The 7,163-nt window shown below is 60.7% G+C and carries 3 protein-coding genes; all 3 read left to right on the top strand.

Translation table 11 applies throughout. The features are described from left to right. Window positions 1-162: 162 nt before the first annotated feature. The 3 genes from WA989_RS07490 to WA989_RS07480 all read left to right on the top strand — a co-directional run bounded on the left by WA989_RS07490 (window position 163) and on the right by WA989_RS07480 (window position 7,141). Complete coding sequence (locus WA989_RS07490) at window positions 163-534, top strand: PulJ/GspJ family protein (RefSeq protein WP_424339882.1); 372 nt, start codon at window positions 163-165, stop codon at window positions 532-534. Beyond that, the gene (locus WA989_RS07485; RefSeq protein ID WP_424339881.1) at window positions 531-1,193 is read left to right on the top strand and encodes a PulJ/GspJ family protein; all 663 of its coding nucleotides are present in this window, start codon (window positions 531-533) and stop codon (window positions 1,191-1,193) included. Before WA989_RS07490 ends, WA989_RS07485 begins: the two co-directional genes overlap by 4 nt. A 323-nt stretch (window positions 1,194-1,516) precedes the next feature. Further along, a complete protein-coding gene (locus WA989_RS07480) occupies window positions 1,517-7,141 on the top strand; it encodes a hypothetical protein (protein WP_424339880.1) in 5,625 nt (1,874 codons plus the stop codon). Window positions 7,142-7,163 lie beyond the last annotated feature (22 nt).

Genomic DNA, 7,163 nt, shown 5'->3' with positions numbered 1-7,163 from the left:
GGCCAATGTCATCTCTGCCAGTTCGGCCGGGCGCGGCCGGGTGCTGTTCTTCCAGAACGGCACATCCAGCGGCGGCACGATCGAAGTGTTCTCAGGCACCCGGCGCGAGACGGTCGTCATCGACTGGCTGACAGGCTCGATCCAGCGCGAGACGCCGGACCCATGACACAGCGACGCTCAGATGCCGGCTTCACGCTGATGGAAACGCTGGTCGCGTTCGCCATTTTCAGCCTGTCCGTGGTCGCCATCCTGCAAAGCTATTCGCTCAGCAGCCGCTCGCAAGTGCGCGCGCAGGCCAGCCAGCAGACCGCAGAATTTCTCGGCCAGCTCATGTCGACAGTCGAGGCCCGGCTCGATGCGCCCGGCGAGACATCCGGGACTACACCGGACGGGTATGAGTGGTCACTGCGTGTAGAAGAGCCCGAAGACGGGCTGTGCCAGATTACCGGCGTGGTGACGGACACATTCGGGCGCCGGCAGACCGCGACCACCTTGCGCTGGAAAGTCGAGATCTTCCCGCGGAGTGAGGGATGAGGGCGCCGCGTCTCAGACAGTGCCCGCGAAGCGCGAGGCGCGAGGCCGGCTTCTCGCTGCTGGAAACCCTGATCGGCCTGACGCTGACGGCGCTGATTTCCGCGTCGCTCTTCGGGGCCATCCAGACCGGCTCGCGGATGTGGATCTCGTCTGAAAAGCTCGATGCCGAGCAGGAGCAGGCACGCCTGCTTCAGGTTGCGATGACCTGGCTGGAATTTGCCATTCCGGACAATGCGATGAATGCAGAGCCCGAAACCCTTTTTTCAGGCGCGAGCGAGCGGCTGAGCTTTGTCGTGGCGGGACAGGCCGGACCGAAGGATGGTGGCTTTTCGCGCCTCGTGCTTGAGACCCGGAAATCGGAAACCTGTTCAGGCAAGACCGATCTTGTTCTCCACTGGGCCGATGTGACGCCGGTATATGGCTACCCGTCAGGCGAGCGTGTCAGCCGGGTATTGCTCGACTGCATGGATAGCGTCCGGTTCAATTATTATGGCACCAGTTCCACCGACACCTCGATCGCCTGGAAGCCGGCCTGGCGGCCGAGCGGCACGCTCCCGGCGATCATATCGCTGCGTGCCTCGGGCAAGGGCGAGCGGCTCCAGTTCACCGCCCGACCCGCCTTTGCGCCAGCGGCCAAGCAATACGAAAATGTGCTCTGACGGACCCGTCATCATGCGTTCGTGCATGCGGCGAATCACCGATCACCACGGCCGTACGGCACGTTCTGCAGGTGAATTTTATCAGCCGAATTTCTCAGCGCAGCCGAAAGCCCAGTTCTGACGAAAAGCTGTACCTGTAATAATTATTGCGATTAGCGGTGGACTGTCAGGCGGTCCCGGCAATTGAAAATAAATTGTAACTTTTTGTTCATTTTGTCTGGACGGATGCCTAACATTTGCGTAATGATACACGAAGCGCACCTTAGGGACATTGTGCGTGGGGACAATTTTTTTGCAGCGTCATTCCATGGGAGGGGGACGTTATGGACCGCTTGGTTAAGCTGGCGATCGCCGGTATTGCTGCCTTTGCAGCACCTTTAACATCAGCACTTGCACAGGACGCCGTTTGCGAACGGACCGTGAAGGCGAAAGTCGTCGCGCTCGATCAGCCGATGATGTTCAATCGCATGGGTGCGCAGAATGTGAACGGCATGATGTATGCCCTTCGCTCGGATGTCGTCAGCAAGTTTGACGGCAAGCCAGAGTCGCAGGGCGGCGTGCTCATTCCGGGTTTCGTCGAACTGCGCAAGGACAAGCGGCCGCGGCCTCTGATTCTTCGCGTGCGGCAGGGCGACTGCCTGCAAGTTCATTTCGAGAACATGCTGAGCTTTATCGACAATCCGAATAACGCAAACCCTGCCGTGATGACGATCAATGATCAGGTTGTGGACCGGACGGCCGGCTTCACGCCTGTCGGCATGAACGTCGTCGACCAGATCCAGGACACCTCGTCCTATGTCGGCAAGAACCGCAACTCGACCGCTCAACCCGGTCAGGCCAAGCGCTACACCTTCTACGCCGCCGATGAGGGCTCCCACCTCATCGTGTCGACGGCGACCGCTTTTGGCGGCGAAGGCGCTGGCGGCAATATCGGTAACGGCCTGTTCGGCGCGGTCACGGTTCAGCCGCGCGGCGCGAAGTTCTATCGCAGCCAAGTCACCGAGGAAGACCTCCGCCTCGCGACGATCGGCACCACGGCCTCTGGCCATCCGATCATCGATTATGAGGCCCGCTACCCCAACAGAAGCCCGTGGAAAGAAGAGGGCAAGGCACGCATGCCGATCCTCAACATGATCGACACGCGCTGGGATATCATTGTCAATTCCGACATCAACGCGATTATCACCGGCCCGAACGAAGACGGCTCCTTCGATCCGTCGGTCTATCCGCTTGAATCGGAAGGTGCGCGTAATCCGGCGGTTCCGAACCGCCTCGAAGCGTATCGCGAGTTCGTGGCTCTGTTCTCTGACGAGATGGTCTCGAAGCAGGCCTTCCCTGGCTGGTTCGAGGATCCGATCTTCGAGCACACGCTGCACGGCGTGGGCGACAATTTCATGATCAATGCCGCGTCTGGCGGCATCGGCTCTGAAGTCATCGCCAACCGTCTTGGCGTTGGCCCGATGCATGACTGTCTGAGCTGCTCTTATGAGGAGTTCTTCCTGTCATCCTACTCGGTTGGCGACCCGGCCATGCTGGTTGATACGCCGGCCAATGCGGGTCTTGAATTCTGTTCGCCGCATCCGGGCGACCCGTTCTGCTCGCGCGATCCTTCGATCCGCGCAGAATATGTGAAGTATCCGGACGATCCTGCGAACGTGCATCACTCCTACACGGGTGACTTCGTGAAATTCCGCAACCTGCATGCAGGCCCGAAGGAAGTTCACGTCTACCACCTGCACAACCACCAGTGGCTGTCCAATCCGGACGATGACAATTCCAACTATCTCGACGTGCAGGGCATCGGCCCGGGCGCTTCATATTCCTATGAGATTGCGTTCGGCGGCTCCGGCAACCGCAACAAGACCGCAGGAGATGCGATCTATCACTGCCACTTCTATCCGCACTTCGCGCAAGGCATGTGGGCCATGTGGCGTAACCATGATGTTTTCGAAGCCGGCACCGTGCTTGACGTGTCGGTCGGCGAAGACGGCTACCACCAGAACCCCTACGCCCTGCAGGAAGGCCGTCCGGCATCCGGATCGCGCGCGCTTCCTGACGGCGAAATTATCGCAGGTGTGCCGATCCCGGCGATCGTGCCGCTGCCCGGCAATGCGCTTCCGCCAATGCCAGGCCGTGTCCATGTCGCCGCTGTCGACAAGGATGGCGATGGCTCACCGGAATCCAGCCAGGCTGTCATCGATCGTTCGGACACAGATCCGGCGCTGATCGATACGCGCCCTGTGCTCGCATCGCTCGACGCGATCGATCCCGACAATCAGCTCAATCCGACTGGCCTGAAGAATCCGGGCTACCCGTTCTGGATTGGCGGCATCGAAGGGGCTGTGGGTCAGCGTATTCCGACCCCACCACTCGACATGGCTGAAAATCCAACCGACCCGACAGCGGGCGGCTGGGATGGCGGCCTGCCACGTCACTATCTCGATGGTTATGCGGCCGGTGGCCTGACCCATTCGGTGGAATCGCGCTTCAGCTTCGAAAAGCATATCGAGTCAGCCAAGGCAGTGTATCTGCCCGAGCACGGCACAGATGTGGAGCGGGCGGCGATGGCCTTCCATGCGACCCGCTATCACGACACGACGCGGCTGCTGATGGACGGCACATTCGAGCCGGACAGCTATCGCACGAACGGTCAGCTTCCTGTGCCAGGTGCGCCATACTTCGAGCCTTGCATGGATGATGAGGGCGACCTCTTTGTCACCGGACAGGCTGGCCAGTTCTTCTCTGGCGCTTATGGCGAAATGGCGAACGAGCATACGCCGACCTATGGCGCGGACAATCCGCGTGTCTACAAGGCGGCGAACATCCAGCTCGATGTCGTGTTCAACAAGGCCGGCGACCACTATCCGCAACAGCGTATCATCACGCTATGGGATGATGTCGAGCCGACGCTGAACAAGACGCGTCCGCCCGAGCCATTCATCATGCGCCTTAATTCGTATGATTGCGCCAACTACTATCAGACCAATCTGGTCCCCGAGTTCTACATGCTCGACGACTATCAGGTGACCACGCCAACCGATATTATCGGTCAGCACATCCACCTTCCGAAATGGGACCTCGTGTCTGCTGACGGGTCGGCCAATGGCTGGAACTATGAAGACGGCGCGCTTGGTGCAGAAACGGTGCAGGAACGCATCACTGCGATCAACCGCTACGTGCTCGAGAACGATACGGGCGACGCCCTGCTCGAAGCCCTGCCGCACCCGTATTTCGGGGCAGGCGAAGGCGGTGAGTATCTCGGTGCCCGCACCGTGACCCAGCGCTGGTTCGTGGATCCGCTGCATAATGTGGACGGCATGGACCGCGGTCTCGGCGTGACCTTCACGCACGACCATTTCGGCCCGTCGACCCACCAGCAGATCGGCCTCTATGCCACGCTGCTGATCAACCCGGCCGATTCCGAATGGCAGCACAATGAGACGGGTGAACCGCTCTATACGCGTCATGATGGCGGCCCGACCTCCTGGCAGGCAATGATCCTGGCAGGCGATCTGGACGGCGACGGCACCGATGACTCCTATCGCGAGTTCTACATGGAGGCGCAGGACTTTGCCCACGCCTACAATGCCGGTGTCTATGTCGGCCGCGATGCAGACGGCAATGTGGCGCCCGCTACGTCAGACAGCTTCCGCTACGCGCTGAACCCGTCTGTCCGTGGCTCGGCTCCGTTCCCGGATGCTGCACGGCTCCTGTCGCTCTGCCCCGGTGGTGTTCCGCGTCCATGTCCTGAAGCGGTTTCCGCGGCAGACATTGGTACGTTCGTCATCAACTACCGCAATGAGCCTGTCGGCTACCGCGTCTACGATCCGAACAAGATCGGACCGGACGGCAAGCCTGGCATGCAGGCTGACGGACTTGGCGGCGACCTCGCCTTCGCGCTTCAGACGCGTACGGACCGGGCCCTGCCTGACTTCAATACCGCGCTTGGCAATACGCCTTATCCGGCGATGACCAATGATGTTCGTCCGGGTGACCCGTTCACCCCGATCATCCGGGCCAATGCCGGTGACATCGTCCGTGTGAAGATCCAGGCCGGTGCCCACGAACACGAGCACTCGACGGTTCTGAACGGCCTGAAATGGCTCGAAGGCGGCGGCGGCTGGGGCGAGAGTGAGCACACAAGCTGGCGGAGCGTCTTCCAGGTCGCTCTGGCAGAGAAGGCCACTTTCGCAACCTCGATCATTGGCGATCTTGGGCAAGTGACGGGTGTCTCGGACTATATGTATCTCTGGGACGGCTCGCAGGAAGGTCTGTGGACCGGCACATGGGGCGTGATCCGCTCCTATGACAAGGCGCAACCTGACCTGGCAAGCCTGCCGAACAATCAGCGTGATCTGCCGCTCTCGATCGAGAATCGCGAGGACTATGTCGGTGTCTGCCCGGCTGATGCGCCTGTCTCGAACTTCGACGTGACGGCTGTCGCGGTGAACGATGTGACGAAGTACGTGCCTGGCACAGCGCGGCGGATCCCGCGTGACAGCTCGGCAAGGATGCACGTCGGTGCGATGCCGGAGTGGCTTGGTGGGACCCTGTTCTACAATACGCGCGGCCACCAGCTGTCGAACGGTGAACGCGGTCCACTGCACGATCCGACGGCGCTGGTCTATCTGCCGACGGAAGACCTCATCGCGGATCCGTCGTCACCGATCGAAGAGTCGCTTTGCAGCGAGCAGTTTGGGGGCATCACCAATACGAACTGCCCGGTCAAGGTTGCGGACGACCATGATTTCGAGCCGCTCGTCCTTCGGGTGCATGCCGGCGACTGTGTGAACGTGACCGTTCGCAACCGCCTGCCTGAGCTCACGCCGGATCTCGCATCCTTCGTGACGCAGCACTATACAGTCATCCGTGACCGCAACAGCCCGCAAGGCTCGACGACCTTCAACAACAATCTGATCCGGGCCTCGAGCCATGTCGGTTTCCATACCCAGAAGCTGGAATACGACATCTCGCAGTCGGACGGCATGAATGTCGGCGTTAACCCGACCCAGACGATCTCACCCGGCGGTTCGCGGACCTATCGCTACTATGCTGGCGATATCGAACTTGAGCCGCGTACGGGTGGCCGTGGATCGGGCAACTATGGTGCCCTGACCGGCAACCGGTTCAACATGGTCGACCGTCCGCTCGAGCTTGGCGGGGTGAATATCCAGCCAGCTGACTGGATCAAGCAGGGCCAGAAGGGCATGTTCGGCGCGATCCATGTGATGCCGGCAGGCTCGACCTGGGTCGAAGATCCAGACACCCGTATGCAGGCCACTGTGACGATGGAAAATGGCGAGACCTTCCGTGACTTCGCCATGGTGTTCCATAAGGCAGTGAACCTGCGCTACAAGGATGGCAGCCCTGTCGAGAACATTGCGGGCGAAGGCTTCGGCGTCCCCGAGGATGCTCATGATGCCGGCGCTGCTGCGATCAACTACCGCACAGAGCCGCTCTGGTTCCGCTTCAACTTCAATGCGGGTGCGGACTGGGGCCTTGGTGGCGGCGATCACGGGCCTGGCCTTGCCTCCATCACCAACATGTATCGGGCTTACTCGAACACGCTGGTCGGCGGCACGGATCCGGAGACGCCTGTCTACCGTGCAGAGCCTGGTGATGACATGCGCTTCCGCGTGATCATGCCGGTCGGCTATGCCCGGAACACGACGCTCGGCATCCTGGGTCACAACTGGAAGGAAGAACCGTTCCTTTCGGTCGACGCCCCGGCCGACGTGATGGGTGAGAATGAGTACCAGCGCTTCAAGGCTTCCCAGGACATGATCATGCCATCTGCGGCATGGAACATCATGACCAGAGCCGGCGGACCGTTCGCAGTGCCAGGAGACTATCTGTTCAAGGATCTTGCGTCCTTCGGTAACCAGAATGGTCTGTGGGGCATCGTCCGGGTTGAACCAGGCGCCGTACCGGAACAGCCAACGGAGTAATACCAGCCGGTCCGGCATGAAG

This window comes from Henriciella sp. (assembly GCF_049649345.1).
Lineage (GTDB): Bacteria > Pseudomonadota > Alphaproteobacteria > Caulobacterales > Hyphomonadaceae > Henriciella.
This window is presented reverse-complemented; position numbering and strand designations above follow the sequence as displayed.

What these genes read in the sequence shown, in the direction of transcription:
- WA989_RS07490 (WP_424339882.1), top strand. Translation starts at nt 163, where the DNA reads ATGACACAGCGACGCTCAGATGCCGGCTTCACGCTGATGGAAACGCTG.
- WA989_RS07480 (WP_424339880.1), top strand. Translation starts at nt 1,517, where the DNA reads ATGGACCGCTTGGTTAAGCTGGCGATCGCCGGTATTGCTGCCTTTGCA.
- WA989_RS07485 (WP_424339881.1), top strand. Translation starts at nt 531, where the DNA reads ATGAGGGCGCCGCGTCTCAGACAGTGCCCGCGAAGCGCGAGGCGCGAG.